Source organism: Streptomyces sioyaensis, assembly GCF_004122735.1.
Classification (GTDB): Bacteria; Actinomycetota; Actinomycetes; order Streptomycetales; family Streptomycetaceae; genus Streptomyces; species Streptomyces sioyaensis.
On sequence record NZ_SDIF01000114.1, the window covers coordinates 1 to 22,298 of the forward strand.

Here is a 22,298-nt window from a genome sequence, read left to right on the forward strand (position 1 = left end):
CACCCCCACCGCTCACCCAAGGGAGGCACCCCCTCGTGATATCCCGCTCCCACCGCCTCGCCCGAGGGGCGCTGGCCATCGGTCTGACGGCCACCCTCGGCGCGATCCTGCCGGTCCCTCCCGCCCGCGCCGCCGGAACCCCCGCACCCCGTACGGGATTCGAGACCAGCCACGGCGCCCGCTGGACCAGCGAGGCCGAGGAGCAGGCGTTCCTCACCGCCGTCGTCCGCCGATCCGCGCGCGTGCGGATCGACCGGATCGGCACCACCGCGCAGGGCCGTCCCCTGCGGCTCGTACGGATCGGTGCCCCGGCTCCCGCGCGCCCGGCGGACGTGCGGCGCGGCAACTCCGTCCTGCTGATCTGCTCCCAGCACGGTGACGAACCCTCCGGGCGCGAGGCCTGCCTGACCACCGTCCGCGACCTGGCCCTGTCCCGGGACCCGGCGACCCGGCGCTTCCTGGCCCACACCAGCGTCCTGGTCGTCCCGACCGCCAACCCCGACGGCCGGGCCGCCGACACCCGCGGCAACTCCCAGGGTGCGGACATCAACCGCGACCACCTCGCCCTGCAGACCGCCGAGGCCCGCGCGATGGCCGCCGTCCTGCGCGACTACCGCCCCGACACCGTCTACGACCTGCACGAGTACGGGCCCACCGTCCCGTACTACATGAAGGACGTGCTGTCGCTGTGGCCGCGCAACCTCAACACCGCGGACGCGGTGCACCGCGAAGCCGCCTCGCTCTCCCAGGACTTCGTGGCGACGGCCGTCCGCCGGGCCGGCTTCTCCGCCGGCGTATACGGCATCTGGACCGACCCGGAGACCGGCGACCCCGTCAAGCAGGTCGCGGGCGACGGCCAGGAGCGGATCCTGCGCAACACCGCGGGGGTGAAGGGCTCGATCGGGCTGCTGGTCGAGACCCGGGTCGACGCGCTGACCGACGCCGAGAAGGCCGACCCCGCACGCAACAACAGGCGCCGGGTGGACTCCCAGCTCGCCGCCCTCAAGGGCGCGTTCACCTTCCTCGACCGGCACCGCCCGCGGATCGAGGCGGCCACCGCCGCCGCCCGGGTCGCCGGGTACACCGACCGCGGCCCCGTCTACCTCGGCGGCGCGGACAACGAACCCGCCACCGACGCGCAGACCCTGGCCGATCCGCCCTGCGCCTACCGCCTGGACGCGGAACGGTTCGCGCAGGTCAAGGACGTGCTGGCGGGGCACGGGGTGCTCTGGAAGCGGGATCGCGAGGGCGTTGTCGTCCCGCTGCGCCAGCCGCTGCGCAGGCTCGTCCCCCTGCTGCTGGACCAACGGGCCGTCTATCACGTCACGGTGGCGACGCCCCTGAACGTCTGTCCCCGCGTGACCGGGGGGAACCGGTAGGCGACAGCGCCATGACGAAGGGGCCTGCCCGCGGCCGTCCGGCCGCGCGCAGGCCCCTGATCCGTCCGGGAACGGGCTACTTCTTGAAGCCGTAGTCCATCAGCTTCTTGGCGTCCGCGGTGCGATTGGCCACCGAGGAGGAGGCCAGGACCGTGCCGATGACGGTCTTGCTGCCCCGGGTGGCGGCGAAGACCAGGCAGTACTTGGCCTCCGGGCCCGAGCCGGTCTTGACGCCGATGGTGCCCGCGTAGCTGCCCAGCAGATTGTTGGTGTTGGTCCACGACATGTAGCGGTAGCCACCGCTCTTCGTCGTGACCTTCTGCTTGGTCGACTTGGTCTTCACGACCGTACGGAACGTGGAGTACTTCATCGCGTTGCTGGCGATCTTCGTCAGGTCACGCGGGGTCGAGTAGTTCCCGCCGCTGCCGATGCCGTCGAACGAGTCGAAGTGCGTGTTCGTCAGGCCGAGGCCCTTGGCGGTGGAGTTCATCTTGCCGATGAAGGACTTCACCCGCGCGGCCCGGGTGGACCCGCTGCCGAACTTGTCGGCCAGTGCGTACGCCGCGTCGCAGCCGGACGGCAGCATGAGCCCGTACAGCAGCTGGCGGACGGTGACCTTGTCACCGACGATCAGATGGGCCGACGACGCCGTCTTCGAGACGATGTAGTCGCTGTACGCCTTCTGGACCGTCACCTTGGAATCGAGGTCGAGGTTCGGCTGGGCCAGCACCACCCGGGCCGTCATGATCTTGGTGGTGGAGCCGGTGGAGAGCCGGGTGTCCGCGGCCTTGGTGAAGAGGCTCGCCCCCGTGCCGTTGTTCATCACGTAACCGCCCTTGGCGGTGATCGTGGGCGTGTTGAGCGTGGCGGCCTGCGCCGGGGCGGTGAACGCCCCCGCCGTCAGGACGGCTCCCGCGGTGACGACCACCGCGGACACGCGCCGAATGCCCTTAATGCCGATTTTCAAGTGAATACTCCAAAGGAAATGCCCCTGCAGTGCGGCGCCATGAAAGTGCCGCTCGCTGGTGAGACGCGTGAGACGGGCGGATGGATGCGCCTGCGGAGCGGCAAATTTGTTCGTGTCCGGATGCCGCCCGGCACGGTGCGGCGTGGCGGGAAACCGCCCCGGAGCCTTGGCTACCGGCGGCCGCCCGTTCCGATCTCCCGTACGGTCCGCAGCACTTCGTCCGCACAGCCCCACGCCACCGTCACGCCCGCGCCGCCGTGCCCGTAGTTGTGCACGCACACCGCCCCGCCGGACAGCCGCTCCGCCGCCAGCCGCACCGCGGGGCGGGCCGGGCGGAGCCCCACCTTGTGCTCCCGGACGCGGGCCCCCGCCAGCTCGGGGAAGTGCCGGGCGCACCGTGCCACGATGGCCTGTGCCACCGCCGGATCGGGCTCCCGCGACCAGGCGTGCTCACGGGCCGTACCGCCGAGGACCAGGCCGTACGGCTGCGGCAGCAGATAGGTGGTGTCCGCCGCGCCGGTCTCGGCGGACACGAACCACTCCTCGATACCGGGGTTCTCCACGATCACCAACTGCCCCTGGACCGGGTGGACGTCCGGGTCGGGTACCAGGTCGCGCGCGCCCAGTCCCGAGCAGTTCACGACCAGGCCCGCCGCCCGGCCGGCCTCCTCCAGGGACGTGAGGGTGCGTCGCTCCACGGTCCCGCCGGCGGCCGTCAATCGCCGTTCCAGATACCGGAGATGGGCCGGCATGTCCACCAGCGGAGTCCGTGCCCGCCAGCCCGAGGCGCACCCGTCGAGGAGCTCCTCCCGGTGCGCCCGCCGCAGCCCGGGGACCGCCTCGTACCAGGCGGCCAGGCCGTCCTCGACGCCGTCGTCCGGCTCCCGCGGGGCGCGGTGTCCCTCGTCCGCCGCGTCCGGCACCGAGGCGTCCGCCATCGTGCCCGTCACCATCCGGGCGCCCGTCTCCTCCGGCCGCCGGGCGAGTTCGGCGAGCACCTGGAAGGACCGTACGGACCACTGCACCGCCCGCTCGTACGGCTGGATGCGGTACGGCCAGCACAGCCCGCCGGCCACCGCGGACGTCGTCCCGCCGGCCGCCTCACGGCTCACCACCCGTACCCGGCGCCCGTCCTCCGCCAGCGCGATCGCCGACGTCAGCCCGATCACGCCGCCGCCGATCACCCATACGTCGTCTGTCCTGATCGTCATGGAGCGACGCTAACCCGTGCGGTCCGCGAGGCCGAGGGCCTGGAAGCGGGGAGAACGGACGGGGGAGCGGAGGGGCCGAGCGGCGAGCCGGCCGGCCGGGCCGCCTGCCCGCCGCTCTCCTGTGATCTTGCGGTAACCCCGCGGCAGCGAAGTGGACAATCCCGGACCTTAGGCTGGTAGCACCACCGTCGGCCGATGTCGCCCTTCGGATCCTGCCGGACCGGCCTGCCGCGCCGTCCGAACGCCGTCGACTGAGGAGGCCCATGCTCCGCGCGCAGCGCGCCGTGCCCGCCTGGCTGGCTCACCCCTTCCGCTGGCAGCGGCTGCCCGTGCCCTGGGCGGCCGTGGCCCGCGGTGCGCTGTGTGCGGGGCCGCTGCTCGGCGCGGGCATCGCGACCGGCCACCCGGCGCCCGGCGTACTGGCCGGACTCGGCTCGATGCTGGCGGGGGTCAACGACCGGCCCGGCACCCGGCGTACCGGCATCGTCCATATCGGTCTGCCCGCCCTCGCCTCCGCGCTCGGCATGCTGATCGGCGCCTCGCTGCACGGCCGGTGCGGGCTGGTGGATCGTGCCGGCGCTGTTCGCCGTCGGCTTCGTCTCCGGCGCGGACAGCGTGGCCGGACCGGTGCGCTCCAACGCCGGGATGCAGATGCTGGCCGCCACCGTTCTGGGCGCCGGGATGCCGCTGCCCGGCGCGCCCTGGGCGAAGGCCCTCTATATGCTCGCCGGCTGCCTGTGGCTGCTCGCGCTGCGGCTCGTGCTGCGCTCACCGCGGCCCGCGGGCGGGGCGCTCAGCGGCGAGCGGGCGGCCGTCGCCACGGTCTTCGACGCGCTCGCCGACGCCCTGGGCGCGGCCGGCGGGCCCGGTGCCGAGCCCGCCCGGCGCCGGCTCACCGCGGCCCTGGACCGTGCCGACGAGGCGCTGCGGCTGCGCCGGCTCACCAGTCGGCTGCTGCGCCGGCCGGCCCGTACGGAAGAACTCCTGCTCACCGAGCGGTTCGCCGCGGCCACCGCGCTGTGCGAGGCCAGCGTGGCGCTGTTGTGGGAGGCCCGCCCGCTGCCGTCCCGAGTGGCGGACAGCCCCCGCCGGTTCGCCGACGCCCTGCGCACGGGTGGCTCCCCGGGCCGGCTGTCCGCCCCGGAGACCAGTACGGCCGCCCGCGGCGCCTTCGACCGGGCACTGCTGGACGCCGCCGTCGCGTTCGCCCGCCGGGAGCCGCTGCCCGCGGCGGAGCCGGGCCCCTCGCCGTCCGGCCGTCCCGGCTGGCGCAGGGTGCGGGCGGCCGTCGCCGGCGGGGCGCTGGCGGCCGTCGGCGGCCGGACCCGGCGCGGCCGCAGCCTGTTCGGGCCCGCCGGGCGGGACTACGGTCTGCGGGTCGCGGTCTGCATCGCCGCGAGCACCGCGGTGGCCCTGATGCTCCGCGCCGACCACTGGTACTGGCTCCCGGCGACCGCCACCTTTCTCGTCAAGCCGGACCTGGGACCGCTCTTCTCCCGTACGGTCAACCGCTTCGCGGGGACGGTCGCCGGTGTGCTGGTCTTCGCCGGGGCGGGACTGACGCTGACCGGCACCTGGTGGCCCGCGCTGGTGGCCGGTGCCGGCGGTGCGCTGCTGCCGTTCGCCACCCGCCACTTCGCGCTGCAGACCGTCGCGATCACCCTGATGGTGCTGTCGTTCGTGACGGTGAGCGGCGATCCCCAGGCGGCCGCCGAGCGGATCGTCGACACCTCCATCGCCTGCGGCATCGTCCTCGTCGTCGGGCATCTGCCGCACCTCGCCGATCCGCGCCGGCGGATCGGCCAGCGCGTGACCGCGGCGCTGCGGGCCGCCGAGGCCTTCCTGCGGCACGTCCTGGAAGCGGAACCGGGCGCCGACCCCACCGCGCGGCTGGCGCTGCGCCGCGCCGCCTACCGGGCGTTGGGCGAGGCCAGGGCGGCGGCGGAGACCGCCGCGGCCGAACTCGTCGCGGCCCGCGACCGCAACCCCGACTGGCTGACCGTCGTCACCGCGGCCGAACGCATCGTGGACGCCGCGACCGCCTGCGCGGTACGTCTCGACCACGGTGCCCACCGCCCGGGCACGGCCGAGGCCGAGCGGCTGTGCCGGGCGCTCGCCGCGATGGCCGAGGCCCTGGAGGACCCGGGCCGCGGGCCCGGCACCGCCGTGCCGGACCCCGATCTGCTGCCGGTGCCGGACTGCGCCACCCTCACCGACGTGGCGACGGAACTGGAGCGCATCCGCGGCTACGCGGGGGCCGGCTGACGGAAGACCATCCGGCCGACGGGCGACGATCCGCCCGCGCCGCTCGGCGGCCGGCAGCAGCAAGCACCCGTCCCGCTGCTGCCGTTGCCGCCGGCGGGCGTCAGCGGCCGCCCCGCTCCTTGCCCAGGAGCCCGGCCCGCCGCAGGGCGTCCGCCATCGCGTCGTTGGCCGGCCCGGCGTCCCGGCCGCCCCGGCGGTCACCGCCGCGCCGGCCGTCGCCGCCCTGCCGCTGTCGCGGGGCACCGCCCCGGCCGCCGTCCCGCGGAGCCCGGCCGCCGCCCGCGCCGCCGCGGCGCTCGCCGCCGCCCGCCGCCTGACCGCCCTTGCCGGGCTCGTCCTCCAGCCGCAGCGTCAGCGAGATCCGCTTGCGCGGAATGTCGACGTCGAGCACCTTGACCCGCACGATGTCGCCCGGCTTCACCACGTCCCGCGGGTCCTTGACGAAGGTCTTCGACATCGCCGAGACATGCACCAGACCGTCCTGGTGGACGCCGACGTCCACGAACGCCCCGAAGGCGGCGACATTGGTCACCACGCCCTCCAGGAGCATCCCCGGCTGGAGATCGCCGATCTTCTCCACGCCCTCCTTGAAGGCCGCGGTCTTGAAGACCGGACGCGGGTCGCGGCCCGGCTTCTCCAGCTCCTGGAGGATGTCGCTCACCGTCGGCAGACCGAAGGAGTCGTCGACGAAATCGGCGGCCTTCAGGGTGCGCAGCACCGTCGTGTTGCCGATCAGCGAGCCGACCTCGGTGTCCGCCGACTTCACCATCCGCCGCACCACCGGGTACGCCTCCGGGTGCACGCTGGAGGCGTCCAGCGGGTCGTCGCCGCCCCGGATCCGCAGGAAGCCCGCGCACTGCTCGTACGCCTTCGGGCCGAGCCGCGCCACGTCCTTGAGGGCCTTGCGGGAGCGGAACGGGCCGTTGCTGTCCCGGTGCGCGACGATGTTCTCGGCCAGGCCGGAACCGATGCCCGACACCCGCGAAAGCAGCGGCGCGGACGCGGTGTTGACGTCCACGCCGACGCCGTTCACACAGTCCTCGACGACCGCGTCGAGCGAGCGCGACAGCTTCACCTCGGACAGGTCGTGCTGGTACTGGCCCACCCCGATCGACTTCGGGTCGATCTTGACGAGCTCGGCCAGCGGGTCCTGGAGGCGCCGGGCGATGGACACCGCGCCGCGCAGCGAGACGTCCAGCTCGGGCAGCTCCTGCGAGGCGAACGCGGAGGCGGAGTACACCGAGGCACCGGCCTCGGACACCATCACCTTCGTCAGCTTCAGCTCCGGCTGCGCGGCGATCAGATCGGCCGCCAGCTTGTCGGTCTCGCGGGAGGCGGTGCCGTTGCCGATCGCGATCAGCTCGACGTCGTGCGCGCGGGCCAGCTTCGCGAGCGTGGCCAGCGAGGCGTCCCACTTCTGCTGCGGCACATGGGGGTAGATGGTCTCCGTGGCGGCCACCTTGCCGGTCGCGTCCACCACGGCGACCTTCACGCCCGTACGGAAACCGGGGTCCAGGCCCATCGTGGCGCGCGTGCCGGCGGGCGCCGCCAGCAGCAGATCGCGCAGGTTCGACGCGAAGACCCGTACCGCCTCGTCCTCGGCGGCCTGCCGCAGCCGCAGCCGCAGATCGATCCCCAGGTGTACCTGGATGCGGGTGCGCCAGGCCCACCGCACGGTGTCCTTGAGCCACTTGTCGGCCGGCCGGTCGCGGTCGGTGATGCCGAAGCGGTGCGCGATGGCCTGCTCGTAGGCGCTGGTGCCCTCGGTGACCGTCGAGGGGTCCTCCGGCTCCAGGGCGAGATCGAGGATCTCCTCCTTCTCGCCGCGGAACATCGCCAGCACCCGGTGCGAGGGCAGCGCGGTGAACGGCTCGGCGAAGTCGAAGTAGTCGGCGAACTTCGCGCCGGCCTCCTCCTTGCCCTCGCGCACCTTCGCCGCGACCTGCCCGCGCGACCACATCCGCTCGCGCAGCTCACCGATCAGATCCGCGTCCTCGCCGAACCGCTCGGTCAGGATGGCCCGCGCGCCCTCCAGGGCGGCGGCCGCGTCGGCGACCCCCTTGTCGGCGTCCACGAACGCCGCGGCCGCCGCGGCCGGTTCCACCGACGGGTCGCTCAGCAGCCCGTCGGCGAGCGGCTCCAGGCCCGCCTCCCGGGCGATCTGCGCCTTGGTACGCCGCTTGGGCTTGAACGGGAGGTAGATGTCCTCCAGGCGCGCCTTGGAATCGGCGCCGCGGATCTGCGCCTCCAGGGCGGCGTCCAGCTTGCCCTGGGACCGTACGGACTCCAGGATCGCACCCCGCCGCTCCTCCAGCTCTCGCAGATAGCGCAGCCGCTCCTCCAACGAGCGCAGCTGCGCGTCGTCGAGCGTCTCGGTGGCTTCCTTGCGGTAGCGCGCGATGAACGGGACGGTCGAGCCGCCGTCGAGCAGTTCGACCGCGGCCTTCACCTGCCGCTCCTTGACGCCGAGCTCCCCGGCGATCCTCGCTTCGATGGACCCGAGGGCCCCGATGGGCTCAGTGGATGCCGTCACGTTGATCCTGACCTGCCTTCCAGCGCTTGCATGAGCCTGCATTGTGCCGGGTGGCGGGCCGCACTGTCGTGCCGCCCAGCCGGTGGGGAGTGTCCGCGCGGCTCCCCGGCCGCCCGGAGGCCGGGAGCCACGCCGCGCCCGCTCGGCGGCGCCGGGGGTGTGCGGACGGCCGCGCACACCCCCGCCGGAACGCCGGATTCGCCACCGCTCAGGGGACTTTGCCTCCGGGACGGGCTCCTGGACCGCCCGCCGGACTACTTGCCGAACAGCGTGGCCGGGAACGCCCCGGCCTCCATGACGGCGGTGGTGAAGCCGGTCGCCAGCTCGGTGAGCCGGGCCACGCCCGCGGCGCCCAGGTGCTCGTACGGCGCCCGGTCCAGCCGGTCCGTCGCCCGCTCCAGGTCCTTGCGCAGCTGCACCCCGGCCTCGGTCAACTCGCCCTCGGCGTCCAGCAGCCCGCGGTCGCGCAGCCGCTCCTGCGCGGCGCTCCAGTCCTCCTCCGACCAGCCACGGGTCGCCATGACGCCCTGGTAGCTCATCCCGCGGCCGCTGGCGGTGTGCGTGACCAGCGCCTCCAGGCCGTCGAGCCCGGCGTCCAGCAGCGCGGACAGATGGCCGTCGCCGCGGTGTTCGCGCAGCAGCGTCGCGGCGTGCCAGTAGGCCAGGTGCGGGGCGTCGGGCACCGGCAGGTCGGCGTGCGCGGCGTACAGCGGCCGGGCCCGGCGGGAACAGCCCTCGGCGGCGCGCAGCGCCAGCTCGGCCGCCTCTGCCATCTCCGGGGAGGCGACGGCCTCCGGGCCGAGCAGCCGGCGCAGCGTGGCGTCCGCGGCGCGCAGCCGGGCGTCCAGCACCGCCTGGGGAGTGGTGACCGTCCAGACCTGCGGGACGTGCCGCGCGACGAGCTCGTGCTTGAAGTTGTAGAAGGTGGCCGTGATGGTGCCCGGACCCACCGCGCCCATGGCCGCGCTCCGGCAGGCGAAGTAGGCGGCGCTGCGGTTCTCGATGCCCGCCTTCGCCATCTCCTCGGCGAGCTCCGGCGCGAAGTAGTGCGTGGAGTGGAACGGGTTGATGACGTGATGGCAGGTACGGCCGGCCTGCTCGGGCAGTGCGCTGGAAGTGGTCATGAGGGGAGGCTACCGACCGGTGGGTATGGAGCCGGCGCCGGGGCACCGGAACCGGCCGCACACCGGGGCCCGAAACCGGCCGCCCGCCGGGTCCCGAAGCCGGCCGCCCGCCGGGTCCCGAAGCCGGCCGCACGCCGCTCCCCACCCTGGTCATGGCAGGAAAGGTGGGAAACCTGTCATTGCTGCCGGACGTCGTGCTGCCGAGGATGGAGGCATGGAACAGCGCGAGGTACTCGTGGTCCTCTTCGACGGCGTGCAGGCGCTCGACGTCAGCGGACCGGTCGAGGTCTTCCACGGGGCGTCCCAGTCGGAGCCGGGCGCCTACCGGATCCGCACCGCCGGCCTCGACGGCACACCGGTCCGCACCACCAGCGGCCTGACGCTGGTCCCCGACCTCACGCTCGCCGAGGCCGGGGCGCCGCACACCCTGCTGGTGCCCGGCGGCCAGGGCACCCGCGCCCCCGACCCCCGGCTGATCGACTGGCTGCGCGACAACGCCCACCGCGCCCGGCGGAAGGTCTCGGTGTGCAGCGGAGCGCTGCTGCTGGCCGAGGCCGGGCTGCTGGACGGCCGCCGGGTGACCACCCACTGGATGCTCTGCGACACCCTCGCTCGACGGTTCCCCGCCCTGCGCGTCGAACCGGAGCCGATCTACGTACGCGACGGCGACGTGGCCACCTCCGCGGGCGTGACCGCCGGCATCGACCTCGCGCTGGCGCTGGTGGAGGAGGATCTCGGCCGGGACATCGCGCTGGCCGTCGCCCGGCACCTGGTCGTCTTCCTGCGCCGGCCGGGCAACCAGACCCAGTTCAGCGTCCAGCTCGCCGCCCAGACCGCCGAGCGGCGGCCGCTGCGCGACCTCCAGCAGTGGATCACCGAGCACCCCGCGGCGGATCTGTCCGTCGATGCCCTGGCGGACCGGGCGGGGCTGTCCCCGCGGCACTTCGCCCGGGCGTTCCGCGACGAGGTCGGCATGCCGCCGGGGCGCTATGTCGACCGGGTCCGGCTGGAGGCCGCCCGCCGGCGTCTGGAGGACACCGCCGACGGCATCGCGCAGGTCTCCCGCCACTGCGGCTACGGCACCCCCGAGGCGATGCGCCGCGCCTTCCTCCGGGCCCTGGGCACCTCCCCGGCCGAGTACCGCCGCCGCTTCCAGCCGGCCCGGCCGCCGGTGCCCGCGGCCTGAACCGGGCCGCCAGGACCACCGGCCGACACCGCTCCGCACTCCTACTGAACAGGAACCTGCCATGCAGCTCGCGATCCTTCTCTTCGACCGCTTCACCACCCTGGACGCCGTCGGCCCCTACGAAACCCTCAGCCGGCTGCCCGGCGCCGAAGCGGTCTTCGTCGGCGAACGCACCGGCCCCCACCGCAACGAACTCGGCTCGCTGGGACTGGTCGCCGACGCCACGCTGGCGGAGGTCACCGCGCCGGACATCCTCGTCGTGCCCGGCGGCCCGGGCCAGGCGGCGCAGATGGCGGACGGCCCGCTGCACGAGTGGATCCGCGCCGTGGACGCCGGCACCACCTGGACCACCTCGGTGTGCACCGGCTCGCTGATCCTCGGCGCCGCGGGCCTCCTCAAGGGGCGGCGGGCCACCTCGCACTGGCTCGCGCTGGACCAGCTGTCGGCGCTGGGCGCCGAGCCGACCGGGGAGCGGGTGGTCTTCGACGGCAAGTACGTCACGGCGGCCGGCGTCTCCTCCGGCATCGACATGGGGCTGACGCTGGCGGGCCGGATCGCCGGGGACACCGTGGCCCAAACGATCCAGCTCGGCATCGAATACGACCCGCAGCCGCCGTACGACGCGGGCTCCCCGGACAAGGCCCCGGCCGAGGTCACCGCGGCGCTGCGGGAGCAGAGCCGGTTCCTGCTGACGCAACAGCGGTGAGGGGCCACGCCTGACGCAACAGCGGTGAGGGGCCACGCCCCGGCGCCCGCGCGGCCCGGCCCGCTCAGCCCGCGGGCCAGGTGAAACGCGGCGCCCGGCGCTCCAGGAAGGCGGCGGCACCCTCCGCGGTGTCGCCGCTCGCGCGGGCCTGCGCGGCCCAGTGGGCGCCCCGCTCCTCGGCCTCGGCCGGCGGCACGTCCCAGGTGCCGTTGGCCAGTTCCTTCGCCGCGGTCTGCGTCAGCAGCGACCGGCTCGCCAGCACGGCCGAGAACTCCGCCACCCGCTTGTCCAGCCCGCCCTCCGCCAGCACCTCGTCCACCAGGCCCGTACGCAGCGCCCGCGCACAGCCGATCAACTCCCCGGAGAACAGCAGGTACTTGGCGGTGGAGAGGCCGACCAGCCGGACCAGCCGCCGGGTGGCGGACGCCGGATAGACCACCGCCAGCTTGGCCGGCGTCACCCCGAACAGCGCGCCCTCCTCCGCGAACCGCAGATCGCAGGCGGCCGCCAACTGGGCGCCGCCGCCCACGCAGTAGCCGCGTATCGCCGCCAGCGTCGGCCCGGGGAACGCCGCCAGCGCCTCCTCCGCCGCCACCGCCAGTCCCTGCGACTCACCGGCCGCATCCCGCAGCGCCCCGATGTCCGCCCCCGCACAGAACGTCCCGCCCTCCCCGGTCAGCACCAGCGACCGCACCGATCCGTCGGCCGCCAGCCGGTCCAGCAGCGGCGGCAGATCCCGCCACATCTGCACCGTCATCGCATTCCGCTTGCCGGTGTTGCTGATCGTGACGGTCGCGGTGCCGTCGCTGACATGTGTCTTCAGACCGGGTTCCATGCCCCGGATATTAGAGCGACCGCGCCGGGCCGGGCCGGATACCATCGGCCGCCTGATGTCAGCCACTCTCGTCGCCAAAGACCTCGCCGCCGGCCACGGCGAGCGCGTCCTGTTCTCCGGCCTCGATCTCGTCGTCGCTCCGGGCGATGTGATCGGCCTCGTCGGCGCCAACGGAGCGGGCAAGTCCACCCTGCTGCGCCTGCTGGCCGGCCTGGACACCCCGGAGGAGGGCAAGCTCGCGCTCAGCCCGCCCACCGCCACCGTCGGCCACCTCCCGCAGGAGCCCGACCGCCGCCCGGGGGAGACGGTGCGCGCCTTCCTGGCCCGCCGCACCGGCGTGGCCGCCGCCCAGCGCGCCCTGGACACCGCCACCGAGGCGCTGGTCGAGGAGCGGCCCGGCGCGGACGACGCCTACGCCACGGCCCTGGAGCGCTGGCTCGCGCTGGGCGCCGCCGACCTCGACGAACGGGCCGAGGAGACCGCCGCCCAGCTCGGCCTCTCCATCGGCCTTGACCAGCCGATGACGACGCTCTCCGGGGGCCAGGCCGCCCGCGCCTCGCTCGCCTCGCTCCTGCTCTCCCGCTACGACATCTTCCTGCTGGACGAGCCCACCAACGACCTCGATCTGGACGGTCTGCACCAGCTGGAGTCCTTCGTCACCGGGCTGCGCGCCGGCACCGTCCTGGTCAGCCACGACCGTGAGTTCCTGACCCGTACGGTCAGCCGCGTCCTCGAACTCGACCTCGCCCAGCAGCAGGTCAACACCTACGGCGGTGGCTACGCCTCCTACCTGGAGGAGCGCGAGCGGGCCCGGCGCCATGCCCGCGACCAGTACGAGGAGTACGCCGGCACCAGGGCCGCCCTGGAGACCCGGGCGCACACCCAGCGCAACTGGATGGAGAAGGGCGTCAAGAACGCCCGCCGCAAGGCGCCCGACAACGACAAGGTCGGCCGCAACGCCCGGGTCGAGGCGACCGAGAAGCAGGCCGCGAAGGCCAAGCAGACCCAGCGCCTGATCGAGCGGCTGGAGGTCGTCGAGGAGCCGCGCAAGGAGTGGGAGCTGCGGATGGAGATCGCCGCTGCCCCGCGAGCCGGTGCGGTGGTGGCCACCCTCCGCGGCGCCGGGGTGCAACGCGGCGCCTTCCGCTTCGGCCCGGTGGACCTCCAGATCGACTGGGCGGACCGGGTCGCCATCACTGGCCCCAACGGCGCCGGCAAGTCCACCCTGCTCGCCGCCCTCCTCGGCCGGCTGCCGCTGGACGAGGGGCACGCCGCCCTGGGACCCGGCGTGGTGGTCGGCGAGGTCGACCAGGCGCGCGGCCAGCTCTTCGGCGGCCAAGGCGGCGAGGAGCCGCTGATGGACTCCTTCCGGGCCCATGCCCCCGAGCTGTCGCCCGCCGATGTCCGCACCCTGCTCGCGAAGTTCGGGCTGAAGGCGGCGCATGTGCTCCGCCCGGCGCGCACCCTCTCGCCGGGCGAGCGGACCCGCGCCGCGCTCGCGCTCCTCCAGGGCCGCGGGGTCAACCTCCTCGTCCTGGACGAGCCGACCAACCACCTCGATCTGCCGGCCATCGAACAGCTGGAGTCGGCCCTCGCCTCGTACCCGGGCACCCTGCTGCTGGTCACCCACGACCGCCGGATGCTCGAAGCGGTGCACACCACCCGCCGGATCGAGGTCGACGCCGGGCGGATCACCGACCGGACGGTGTGAGCGCCGGGACCGCCCGCCCGCGACATCCGTGCGGATTATCGATTTGGCCCACAGGCCACCGCCCCGTAATGTGGTGTGCACCGACGCGGGGTGGAGCAGCTCGGTAGCTCGCTGGGCTCATAACCCAGAGGTCGCAGGTTCAAATCCTGTCCCCGCTACTGCAGAGGTACAGCCGGTCCGGTGCTCAGGCGCCGGGCCGGCTGTGTCGTAGGGCCGGACGGTCCCGAGGGCAGGCCGACCGCTCCGCGGCAGTCCGCGAGCGAGGCGCGAGACGGACAGGACCGGTCGCCGGGCCCACCGAATCACTCGGAAGCAGCCAAAAGGCGTCGATAGACGCTGACTTGTGGTCAGCGGCCCGGTCCGGACCAGCGCATTCCCAACACTCTTCCTGTGAGGATGCCTTCCGGACCCCCCGCAGAGCCCCCCGAAGAGCTGACCTCCCCGCTCGCGTACGAAGGTGTCTGGCGGTTCACCGCGCCGGCACTGGAGGCCTCGGTGCCGCTGGCCCGGCACGCGGTCCGGGATCTGCTCGCCGAACAGCGCGTGCCCGTGGCCGCCGACATCATGGACGGGCTGCTGCTCATCGTCTCCGAACTCGTCACCAACGCCGTCCGGCACGCCGCCCTGCTCTCGCCGCAGATCGCCGTACAGCTCACCATCGGTGCGAACTGGCTGGCGGTCGCGGTCGAGGACAGCCACCCCTACCGCCCCAAGGCACTGGAGGCGGATCAGGGTGACGTCGGCGGACGCGGCCTGTGGCTGGTCAAGACCGTCACCGCGGAGGCGGGCGGCAAATGCGGTGTGGAGCTCACGGCGAACGGCGGCAAGGCCATCTGGGCCGAGCTTCCGCTCACCCCGCTCGCTACCAGCCCGCCGACCGTCCGGTGAGTTCGCGCACCGCGGGGCGCGCCGCGTCCAGCACGGTCATGAACCACGCGGAGAACGGCGCCTCGGCGTGCCGCTCGGCCAGCTCCTGAGGCGTCACGAAGGCGATCTCGCCGATCTCCTCCGGGTCGGGCGCCGGCTCGGCCCGCACCAGCCCGACGAACAGGTGGTTGTACTCCTGCTCCACGAGGCCGGAGGCCGGATCGGGATGGTTGTAGCGCACCGTGCCGGCCTCGGCCAGCAGGGAGGGGGCCAGACCGAGCTCCTCGGCCGTGCGGCGCGCCGCGGCCGCGAACGGCGCCTCACCGGGATACGGGTGACCGCAGCAGGTGTTGGACCACACACCGGGGGAGTGGTACTTCCCCAGGGCACGGCGCTGGAGCAGCAGGCGGCCCTTCTCGTCGAAGAGGAAGACCGAAAACGCACGGTGCAACTGCCCGGGAGGCTGGTGGGCGGCGAGCTTCTCCGCGGTGCCGATCGTCGTGCCGTCCTCGTCGACCAGCTCCAGCATGATCGGTTCGGCGGCGCCGCCCGGTGTGCTCACCGCCGGGTCCCCGGCGGTCTGTCCGTTGGCAGGTGTGATCGGCATGCCCATCCTTGTCGTCGGTCTTCGACGCCAAGTCTGCCCTAGTCAGGCCCCCATCAGCGGCACAGTGGGTGCGCGGCGCCACATGCCGGCGGGTGGACGGGGGTGTGCCCGTGGTGAGAGGGGCCACATCCGCCGCCGTGTGCGGGGTACCCGGCGCGACGGACGGGGGCGGCCCGGTCGTGGCACCGGGGCACGGCGACCGCCCGCCGGACGCGGGATGGCACGCACCACACCTGTCCCGGCACATCCCGCCCGCGGCGTGACCAGCCCTCCCATAAGGGGCACCGGATCGGCCGCCGGGGGCGCAGCGCAGTTGTTCATGCGCCGCCCGATCCACCATGATGATCGCGGCAGGCGCAGCCGTCGGTCACTCGATCGTGCGGTGAATGCGCGGTGAACGGCCGCATCCGGCGATCCGATAACCTCTGCCGACGTGCCACCCAGCCCCTCCGGGGGCGAGGTGTGCCACGCCCGCTGCCCGGGTAGTTCGTGTCGAATGCGGATCGACTTCGGACCGGCCTGGCTGCCTTGTCAGCTTCCAAGGAGTGAGTTCGTCTGTCGACCGCCATCCTCACCGGTTCGCCGGTCGCCGGGTCGCCGCTCGAAGCCGACCTGCGCACGCTGGGCTTTGACGTCCGTACGGCGAACGACGCCGCGGCCGCCGCCGAGCTGATCTCCGCGGTGCCCGCGCAGGAGCGGGTCGCCGTCGTCGACCCCCGCTTCGTCGGCCACCTGCACGCCCTGCGGCTGGCGCTGACCGACCCCCGCTTCCCGGCCGCGGCCGTACCGGGCGCGCTCACCGTGCAGCCCGAGGCCCGCGCCGCGCTGGCCCGTGCGGTCGGCAGGATCCCGGTCGGTGCCGGTACCGCCCACCTCACGGACGTCCTCACCGACACCCTCACCGCATCCCTGGACCGCGACGAGATCGGCCTGCACCGCGTCGAGCTGGGCAGCCTGGTCGCCACCGTCGCGCTCACCCCCGCCCAGCGCGAGGAGGCACGGGAGTCCGTCGCGGCCGTCGACGACGAGGCGGTCCGGCTGCGTACCGCCGTGAAGTCCCGCGACGGGTTCTTCACCACGTACGGCATCAGCCCCTACTCCCGCTACCTCGCCCGCTGGTGCGCACGGCGCGGGCTCACCCCCAACCAGGTCACCACCGCGTCCCTGGTCACCGCGCTGATCGCGGCCGGCTGCGCGGCCACCGGAACCCGCGGCGGCTTCGTCGCCGCCGGCCTTCTGCTGCTCTTCTCCTTCGTCCTGGACTGCACCGACGGGCAGCTCGCCCGCTACTCCCTGCAGTACTCGACGATGGGCGCCTGGCTGGACGCCACCTTCGACCGCGCCAAGGAGTACGCGTACTACGCGGGCCTGGCGCTGGGCGCGGCGCGCGGCGGGGACGACGTGTGGGCGCTGGCGCTCGGCGCGATGGTGCTGCAGACCTGCCGGCATGTCGTCGACTTCTCCTTCAACGAGGCGAACCACGACGCGAGCGCCAATACGAGCCCGACCGCGGCGCTCTCCGACAAGCTCGACAGCGTCGGCTGGACGGTCTGGGTGCGGCGCATGATCGTGCTGCCGATCGGTGAGCGCTGGGCCATGATCGCCGTGCTTACCGCGCTCACCACCCCGCGCATCGTCTTCTACGCCCTGCTGATCGGCTGTGCGCTGGCCGCCTGCTACACCACCGCGGGGCGGGTGCTGCGCTCGCTGACCCGGCGGGCCCGGCGCACCGACCGCGCCGCCCGGGCGCTGGCCGACCTCGCCGACTCCGGGCCGCTGGCCGAGCTGATCGCCGGCCGCGCCCGTGGTCGCGGCCGCACCGGTTCCTTCCTGGCTCCCGTCATGGCATTTCTCTCAGCCGCCGTGCTGCTGGTCTGGGTGATCTTCCAGGACGACCCGAGCTCCTGGCTCACCGTCGGCGTCGCCGTCTGCTCCGCGCTGCTGGCCGGTGCGGCCGTGTCCCGTCCGCTCAAGGGCGCCCTCGACTGGCTGGTGCCGCCCTTCTTCCGGGCCGGTGAATACGTCACGATCCTGGTGCTGGCCGCCCGCTCGGACGTCCCCGGAGCGCTGCCCGCGGCGTTCGGGCTGGTCGCGGCGGTCGCCTACCATCACTACGACACCGTCTACCGCATCCGCGGTGGCACCGGGGCCCCGCCGCGGTGGCTGGTCCGGGCAACCGGCGGGCACGAGGGACGCGTCCTTGTGGTCACCGTCCTCGCCGCCGCGCTGCCCCCCTCAGGTTTCACAATCGCGCTCACGGCCCTTGCCGTGGTCCTGGCGCTGCTGGTGCTCGTCGAGAGCATCCGCTTCTGGGTGTCCTCGCAAGCACCCGCCGTACACGATGAAGGAGAACCCGCATGATCGGCCTCGTGCTGGCTGCCGGCGCCGGACGGCGTCTGCGCCCCTACACCGACACCCTGCCCAAGGCTCTGGTGCCGGTCGACGGTGACACCACCATCCTCGACCTGACCCTCGGCAACTTCGCCGAGATCGGCCTGACCGAGGTCGCGATCATCGTCGGCTACCGCAAGGAGGCCGTCTACGAGCGCAAGGAGGCCCTGGAGCAGAAGTACGGCCTCAAGCTCACCCTCATCGACAACGACAAGGCCGAGGAGTGGAACAACGCCTACTCCCTGTGGTGCGGGCGTGACTCCATCAAGCACACCGTGATCCTCGCCAACGGCGACACCGTGCACCCGGTCTCCGTCGAGAAGACCCTGCTCGCCGCCCGCGGCAACGGCCAGAAGATCATCCTCGCGCTGGACACCGTCAAGCAGCTCGCGGACGAGGAGATGAAGGTCGTCGTGGACCCCGCCAAGGGCGTCCAGAAGATCACCAAGCTGATGGACCCGGCCGAGGCGACCGGCGAGTACATCGGTGTCACCCTCATCGAGGGCGAGGCCGCCGAGGAGCTGGCCGACGCCCTGAAGACCACCTTCGAGCGGGACCCCGACCTCTACTACGAGGACGGCTACCAGGAGCTGGTCAACCGCGGCTTCAAGGTGGACGTGGCGCCGATCGGCGACGTCAAGTGGGTCGAGATCGACAACCACGACGACCTGGCGAAGGGCCGTGACATCGCATGCCAGTACTGACCCGCCTCATTCCGTCCCCGGTCGTCGTTGACATCAACGCCGGCGCCCTGGACGACCTGGCGGGCCTGCTGGCCGATCAGCGCATCTCCGCGTCCGGCAAGCTCGCCATCGCGATCAGCGGCGGCTCGGGGGCCCGGCTGCGGGAGCGGCTGTCGCCCGCGCTGCCGGGCGCGGAGTGGTACGAGGTCGACGGCGGCACCCTGGACGACGCGATCAAGCTTGCCGACGCCATGAAGAAGGGGCACTACGACGCGGTCGTGGGCCTGGGCGGCGGCAAGATCATCGACTGTGCCAAGTTCGCCGCCGCGCGCATCGGCCTGCCGCTGGTCGCCGTCGCGACGAACCTGTCGCACGACGGCCTGTGCTCGCCGGTCGCCACCCTCGACAACGACGCCGGCCGCGGCTCCTACGGTGTGCCGAACCCGATCGCCGTGGTGATCGACCTCGACATCATCCGCGAGGCCCCGGTCCGGTTCGTCCGCTCCGGCATCGGTGACGCGATCTCCAACATCTCCGCGGTCGCGGACTGGGAGCTCGCCCACCGCGAGACCGGCGAGGACCTCGACGGGCTGGCCGCCGCCATGGCCCGCCAGGCCGGCGAGGCCGTGCTGCGCCACCCCGGCGGCGTCGGCGACGACAAGTTCCTCCAGGTGCTGGCCGAGGGCCTGGTCCTCACCGGGATCTCGATGTCGGTCGCGGGCGACAGCCGTCCGGCCTCCGGCGCCTGCCACGAGATCAACCACGCCTTCGACCTCCTCTTCCCCAAGCGCGCGGCGAGCCACGGCGAGCAGTGCGGCCTCGGCGCCGCGTTCGCCACGCATCTGCGCGGGGACACGGAGACCCGTGACCTGATGGTCGAGGTGCTGCGCCGGCACGGTCTGCCGGTCACGCCGGGTGAGATCGGCTTCACCGACGAGGAATTCGTCCAGGTCGTCGCCTACGCACCCAAGACCCGCCCCGGGCGCTACACGATCCTGGAGCACCTCGACCTGTCCACCGACCAGATCAGGGACGCTTACGCCGACTATGCAGAAGCCATCGGTAGCTGAGCTCCGCCCGGTCGTTCACCCCCCGGGGGTGAAGGACCGGCGGAGCGGCGAGCACTGGGCCGGCCGGCTCTACATGCGCGAGCTCTCGCTGCGCATCGACCGGCACCTGGTGAACACGCGGATCACGCCCAACCAGCTGACCTACGTGATGACCGTCGCCGGCGTCCTCGCCGCCCCCGCCCTGTTGGTGCCGGGGATCGCGGGGGCTCTGCTCGGCGTGCTGATGGTCCAGCTCTACCTGCTGCTCGACTGCGTCGACGGCGAGGTCGCCCGCTGGAAGAAGCAGTTCTCGCTGGGCGGGGTGTACCTGGACCGGGTCGGCGCCTACCTGTGCGACGCCGCGGTGCTCGTCGGTTTCGGGCTGCGCGCCGCGGACCTGTGGGGCTCCGGGCGGATCGACTGGCTGTGGGCGTTCCTCGGCACCCTCGCCGCTCTCGGCGCCATCCTGATCAAGGCCGAGACCGACCTCGTCGGCGTCGCCCGTCACCAGGGCGGGCTGCCGCCGGTCAAGGAGACGGCGTCCGAGCCGCGCTCGTCGGGCATGGCGCTGGCCCGCAAGGCGGCCGCGGCGCTGAAGTTCCACCGCCTGGTCCTCGGGGTCGAGGCCTCCCTGCTGATCCTGGTCCTGGCGGTCCTGGACACGGTCCGGGGCGACCTGTTCTTCTCGCGGCTCGGCGTCGCCGTGCTGGCCGGTATCGCGCTCCTGCAGACGCTGCTGCACCTGGTGTCCATCCTGGCGTCGAGCAGGCTGAAGTGAGGGGCGCGATGAAGGTCGGCGCGGTCATCATCACCATGGGCAACCGCCCCGAGGAGCTGCGCGCACTCCTGGACTCGGTCGCCAAGCAGGACGGCGATCCGGTCGAGATCGCCGTGGTCGGCAACGGTTCGCCGCTGCCCGAGCTCCCCGAGGGCATCCGGACCGTCGAGCTGCCCGAGAACGTCGGCATCCCGGCCGGCCGCAATGCCGGTATCGAGGCGTTCGGCCCCGGTGGCCGGGATGTCGATGTGCTGCTCTTCCTCGACGACGACGGGCTGCTGGCCGGCGAGGACACCGCCGAGCTGTGCCGCCAGGCCTTCGCCGCGGACCCCCGGCTCGGCATCATCAGCTTCCGGATCGCCGACCCGGACACCGGCGAGACCCAGCGCCGGCACGTCCCGCGGCTGCGCGCCGCCGACCCGATGCGCTCGTCGCGGGTGACCACCTTCCTCGGCGGCGCGAACGCGGTCCGTACGACGGTCTTCGCGGAGGTCGGCGGGCTGCCCGACGACTTCTTCTACGCCCATGAGGAGACGGACCTGGCCTGGCGGGCGCTGGACGCGGGGTGGCTGATCGACTACCGCTCGGACATGGTCCTCTTCCACCCGACGACGGCCCCGGCCCGGCATGCGGTCTACCACCGCATGGTGGCCCGCAACCGCGTCTGGCTGGCCCGCCGCAACCTTCCCGCCCCGCTGGTGCCGGTCTACCTCGGTGTCTGGTTTCTGCTCACCCTCGTCCGCCGGCCGTCGCGGCCGGCGCTGCGGGCCTGGCTGGGCGGCTTCAAGGAGGGCTGGGTCTCGCCGTGCGGTCCCAGGCGCCCCATGAAGTGGGCTACCGTTTGGCGACTGACCCGACTGGGTCGCCCTCCCGTCATCTGACAAGCTCGTATCTGAGAGCATCAGGCGCGAACCGGGGCGTGGCCCCGGCAGCGCACCTTGAGGACGAAAGTGTCAACTGTGAGCGAGACCACGCACGACAGTGCGGTCGCCATGAGTGCCCCGCCATCTTCCGATGAGGGGCTCACTCCTGCCCAGCGGGCCCAGAAGTACGGGCTCTCGCAGAGCGGTGCCCGACCCGGCCTCCCGGAGTACATCGGGCAGCTGTGGCACCGCCGGCATTTCATCTCCGCCTTCGCCAGCGCCAAGCTGACCGCGCAGTACAGCCAGGCCAAGCTGGGACAGGTCTGGCAGGTGGCGACGCCGCTGCTGAACGCGCTCGTGTACTACTTGATCTTCGGCCTGCTGATCGGCACCCGGAAGGGCGTCCCCGACTACGTCCCGTTCCTGGTCACCGGCGTCTTCATCTTCACCTTCACCCAGAGCTCGGTGATGGCCGGCACCCGGGCGATCTCCGGCAGCCTCGGCCTGGTGCGGGCGCTGCACTTCCCGCGGGCCTGTCTGCCGATCTCGTTCTGCCTGATGCAGCTGCAGCAGCTGCTGTTCTCCATGGGCGTGCTGGTGATCATCCTGCTCGGCTTCGGGCAGGTGCCGACGTGGTCGTGGCTGCTGGTGTTCCCGGCGCTGGCGCTGCAGTTCGTCTTCAACACCGGTCTGGCGATGGTCATGGCGCGGCTGGGGTCGAAGACCCCCGACCTGGCGCAGCTGATGCCCTTCATCATGCGGACGTGGATGTACGCGTCCGGCGTGATGTTCAGCATCGACCTGATCCTCAAGGGCAAGGACGTCCCGCAGTTCGTGGTGGTGCTGCTGAACGGCAACCCCGCCGCGGTCTACATCGACCTGATGCGGTTCGCGCTGATCGACAGCTTCAAGGCGAGCCAGCTGCCGCCGCATGTGTGGGCGTTCGCCGGCGGCTGGGCGCTGCTGATGGGCGTCGTGGGTTTTGTGTACTTCTGGAAGGCCGAGGAGCGGTACGGACGTGGCTGAGCAGACCAACGGCGTCCAGCCGACCGAGGCGGCGCGGGAGCGCATCCCGACCGTGATCGCGGACGATCTGCACATCGTCTACCGCGTCTACGGCACGGGAGCCGGCAAGGGCAGCGC

General features: G+C 73.0%; 18 protein-coding genes, 1 tRNA gene and 1 pseudogene. 14 read left to right on the forward strand and 6 right to left on the reverse strand.

Annotated elements, in window-relative coordinates; translation table 11 throughout:
* Positions 1-35 precede the first annotated feature (35 nt).
* Positions 36-1,379 carry a M14 family metallopeptidase gene (locus EST54_RS27625; RefSeq protein ID WP_129250447.1) on the forward strand — a complete coding sequence of 448 codons (1,344 nt, stop codon included), beginning with the start codon at positions 36-38 and terminating at the stop codon, positions 1,377-1,379.
* A gap of 76 nt (positions 1,380-1,455) precedes the next feature.
* On the opposite strand, the gene EST54_RS27630 is transcribed toward EST54_RS27625, so the two are convergent.
* Both EST54_RS27630 and EST54_RS27635 read right to left on the reverse strand, forming a co-directional pair.
* Complete coding sequence (locus tag EST54_RS27630) at positions 1,456-2,346, reverse strand: D-alanyl-D-alanine carboxypeptidase family protein (RefSeq protein ID WP_129250448.1); 891 nt, start codon at positions 2,344-2,346, stop codon at positions 1,456-1,458.
* A 170-nt stretch (positions 2,347-2,516) separates the two neighbouring features.
* Positions 2,517-3,557: an FAD-dependent oxidoreductase gene (locus tag EST54_RS27635; protein ID WP_129250449.1), complete on the reverse strand. Its 1,041-nt coding sequence runs from the start codon at positions 3,555-3,557 to the stop codon at positions 2,517-2,519.
* A 570-nt stretch (positions 3,558-4,127) separates the two neighbouring features.
* On the opposite strand from EST54_RS27635, the gene EST54_RS27640 reads away from it, so the two are divergent.
* On the forward strand, positions 4,128-5,822 hold the full coding sequence (locus EST54_RS27640; protein ID WP_244942631.1) for an FUSC family protein: 1,695 nt from the start codon (positions 4,128-4,130) through the stop codon (positions 5,820-5,822).
* A 100-nt stretch (positions 5,823-5,922) separates the two neighbouring features.
* Here the strand turns inward: EST54_RS27640 and EST54_RS27645 are convergent, their stop codons facing one another.
* Both EST54_RS27645 and EST54_RS27650 read right to left on the reverse strand, forming a co-directional pair.
* Positions 5,923-8,355: a Tex family protein gene (locus EST54_RS27645; RefSeq protein ID WP_129250450.1), complete on the reverse strand. Its 2,433-nt coding sequence runs from the start codon at positions 8,353-8,355 to the stop codon at positions 5,923-5,925.
* Between the two features lie 254 nt (positions 8,356-8,609).
* Positions 8,610-9,479, reverse strand: coding sequence for an SCO6745 family protein (locus EST54_RS27650; RefSeq protein ID WP_129250451.1), 870 nt, complete (start codon positions 9,477-9,479; stop codon positions 8,610-8,612).
* Positions 9,480-9,693: 214 nt separating this feature from the next.
* Between EST54_RS27650 and EST54_RS27655 the strand changes: the two genes are divergently transcribed.
* Positions 9,694-10,665, forward strand: a complete 972-nt coding sequence (locus EST54_RS27655; RefSeq protein WP_129250452.1) for a GlxA family transcriptional regulator — start codon at positions 9,694-9,696, stop codon at positions 10,663-10,665.
* 61 nt (positions 10,666-10,726) lie between these two features.
* Positions 10,727-11,371, forward strand: a complete 645-nt coding sequence (locus EST54_RS27660) for a DJ-1/PfpI family protein (protein ID WP_129250453.1) — start codon at positions 10,727-10,729, stop codon at positions 11,369-11,371.
* 64 nt (positions 11,372-11,435) lie between these two features.
* On the opposite strand, the gene EST54_RS27665 is transcribed toward EST54_RS27660, so the two are convergent.
* Complete coding sequence (locus EST54_RS27665) at positions 11,436-12,206, reverse strand: enoyl-CoA hydratase/isomerase family protein (protein WP_129250454.1); 771 nt, start codon at positions 12,204-12,206, stop codon at positions 11,436-11,438.
* A gap of 55 nt (positions 12,207-12,261) precedes the next feature.
* Between EST54_RS27665 and EST54_RS27670 the strand changes: the two genes are divergently transcribed.
* The 3 genes from EST54_RS27670 (at position 12,262) to EST54_RS27680 (ending at position 14,805) form a co-directional block, all read left to right on the forward strand.
* Positions 12,262-13,917, forward strand: a complete 1,656-nt coding sequence (locus EST54_RS27670; protein WP_129250455.1) for an ABC-F family ATP-binding cassette domain-containing protein — start codon at positions 12,262-12,264, stop codon at positions 13,915-13,917.
* Positions 13,918-14,001: 84 nt separating this feature from the next.
* Positions 14,002-14,075: transfer RNA gene (locus tag EST54_RS27675), tRNA-Met, on the forward strand.
* 238 nt (positions 14,076-14,313) lie between these two features.
* Entirely contained in the window at positions 14,314-14,805 is a 492-nt protein-coding gene (locus tag EST54_RS27680) for an ATP-binding protein (protein ID WP_129250456.1), read from the forward strand.
* Here EST54_RS27680 and idi read toward each other — a convergent pair.
* On the reverse strand, positions 14,780-15,391 hold the full coding sequence (idi, locus tag EST54_RS27685; RefSeq protein WP_129250457.1) for an isopentenyl-diphosphate Delta-isomerase: 612 nt from the start codon (positions 15,389-15,391) through the stop codon (positions 14,780-14,782). The genes EST54_RS27680 and idi overlap by 26 nt on opposite strands.
* A gap of 555 nt (positions 15,392-15,946) precedes the next feature.
* On the opposite strand from idi, the gene EST54_RS27690 reads away from it, so the two are divergent.
* The 7 genes and pseudogenes from EST54_RS27690 to EST54_RS35680 all read left to right on the forward strand — a co-directional run.
* Entirely contained in the window at positions 15,947-17,752 is a 1,806-nt protein-coding gene (locus tag EST54_RS27690; protein WP_129250458.1) for a DUF5941 domain-containing protein, read from the forward strand.
* Positions 17,749-18,486 carry a phosphocholine cytidylyltransferase family protein gene (locus tag EST54_RS27695; RefSeq protein WP_086720811.1) on the forward strand — a complete coding sequence of 246 codons (738 nt, stop codon included), beginning with the start codon at positions 17,749-17,751 and terminating at the stop codon, positions 18,484-18,486. Before EST54_RS27690 ends, EST54_RS27695 begins: the two co-directional genes overlap by 4 nt.
* Complete coding sequence (locus EST54_RS27700) at positions 18,474-19,535, forward strand: iron-containing alcohol dehydrogenase family protein (RefSeq protein ID WP_129250459.1); 1,062 nt, start codon at positions 18,474-18,476, stop codon at positions 19,533-19,535. Before EST54_RS27695 ends, EST54_RS27700 begins: the two co-directional genes overlap by 13 nt.
* Positions 19,513-20,292 carry a CDP-alcohol phosphatidyltransferase family protein gene (locus EST54_RS27705; RefSeq protein ID WP_129250460.1) on the forward strand — a complete coding sequence of 260 codons (780 nt, stop codon included), beginning with the start codon at positions 19,513-19,515 and terminating at the stop codon, positions 20,290-20,292. The genes EST54_RS27700 and EST54_RS27705 overlap by 23 nt, the downstream gene beginning before the upstream one ends.
* Entirely contained in the window at positions 20,289-21,173 is an 885-nt protein-coding gene (locus tag EST54_RS27710) for a glycosyltransferase family 2 protein (RefSeq protein ID WP_129250461.1), read from the forward strand. The genes EST54_RS27705 and EST54_RS27710 overlap by 4 nt, the downstream gene beginning before the upstream one ends.
* A 78-nt stretch (positions 21,174-21,251) precedes the next feature.
* Positions 21,252-22,181, forward strand: a complete 930-nt coding sequence (locus EST54_RS27715) for an ABC transporter permease (protein WP_129250462.1) — start codon at positions 21,252-21,254, stop codon at positions 22,179-22,181.
* A pseudogene (locus tag EST54_RS35680) lies at positions 22,174-22,298 on the forward strand (ABC transporter ATP-binding protein); the annotation flags it as partial. The gene EST54_RS27715 and the pseudogene EST54_RS35680, both read left to right, overlap by 8 nt.